This window comes from Klebsiella sp. HMSC09D12 (assembly GCF_001808475.1).
In the GTDB taxonomy this organism is placed as follows: Bacteria; Pseudomonadota; Gammaproteobacteria; order Enterobacterales; family Enterobacteriaceae; genus Klebsiella; species Klebsiella oxytoca.
The window spans coordinates 217,853-219,208 of record NZ_KV793506.1 but is presented as its reverse complement, the minus strand read 5'-3'; the positions used below and the strand labels follow the sequence as shown (position 1 = coordinate 219,208).

Genomic DNA, 1,356 nt, shown 5'->3' with positions numbered 1-1,356 from the left:
TCGGGCAGGGTGGCGTTGGCCTGGGTGATATCCAGCGACAGCGCCCCCAGTTGGCCCAGATTTTTGCCGACGCCGAGGTTAAAGGCGCGGTAGCGGTCCGCCAGCTGGGTGCCGCCGTACAGGGTCCAGCCCGCCGGAAGACCGCGCATTACGGTGCTCTGGAAAAATTTCGGTTTTTCCTGCTGATTGCTGCCGCTGCGGTACTCCCCGGCGGTGACCGCATAGCGGGTATGGCCCTCGCGCTGGAGCACCGGCACGGACGAATAAGGGACGGTGAAGACCTGGCTGCTGCCGTCGGCCTCTTTGATGGTCACCTGCAGGTCGCCGCCGTTGCCGGCGGAGTAGAGATCGTTGATGGTGAACGGGCCGGGGGGCACCGTGCTCTGGTAGATCTCATAGCCGTTCTGCTTCACCGACACCTGAGCGGTGCCGCGGGCAATCCCGTGGATAACCGGGGCAAATCCCTTCTGGCTGTCCGGCAGCATGTTGTCATCGGAGGCGAGCTGCGCGCCGCGGAAGTTAATGCCGTCGAAGACGTCGCCGTTGGTGTAGCTGTCGCCCAGGGTCAGACGCGAGCGCAGCGCGGTGATGTCGCGCTCCAGCCAGGTATTGACGTGCTGCCACTTGTTTTCACTGGTCGACGAACTGCCGCTGCTGCTGTAGCTCCAGGTGGTGTTATCGCGCAGACGCCAGGCGCCGAGATTCAGCCCGCTCTGCAGGTTCAGGTACGCGTAGTTGCTGCTGCCGCCGATGTCGTTATGGACGTTGTTGCCGGTGAAGTTGTAGTTCAGCAGCCCGGCGTTAATCCCGTGGTCCCAGAGCTCAGGCGGAATATAGCCGCGGGCGCGGTTGCCCATAAACGCCTGGGGTACGGTCAGGTACAGCCGCTGCAGGCCGACATCGAAGCGGGTAGTGGCGTCCTTGATGGTTTCGGTTAATGGTACGCAGGCATCGGATGCCAGAGCGCCGATCCCTTTAATGGATGTCGTGTTGACGCCCATCCCGGCCAGCTGCCCGCGCGTCAGGCAGGGGACCAGCGAGCGATCGCTTTCGCTACTATTAAAAGTGACATCGCGGGTAGTCATAAACCCGTCATTGAGGTAAATATCGACGCGATAGGTTCCCGGAGGGACCTCCTCGCCGTTGGCAAATCCTGATAAGTCCGCCACGGCGGCAGGGTCATCCGCTAAAAAACGTGGATTAAAATAGAGCTCCGCCTGCACGGAAAAGATCGGTGCCGCAAGTAACAGAGCCAGCGTGATTTGAGCGAAAGCGCGCGCATTCCCCGGCCCGTGGCTGCTTTTACGTCCGGAGCCCAGATCGTCGAGTCCATATTTCAGATGTGACATAGTCCCT

At 61.3% G+C, this 1,356-nt stretch carries 1 protein-coding gene; it reads right to left on the bottom strand.

Annotation, left to right across the window (positions count from 1 at the left end):
* Positions 1-1,349 (bottom strand): fimbria/pilus outer membrane usher protein (locus HMPREF3178_RS25540; protein ID WP_139146047.1); only part of this gene is annotated, 1,349 nt, incomplete at its 3' end.
* Between the last annotated feature and the right edge of the window lie 7 nt (positions 1,350-1,356).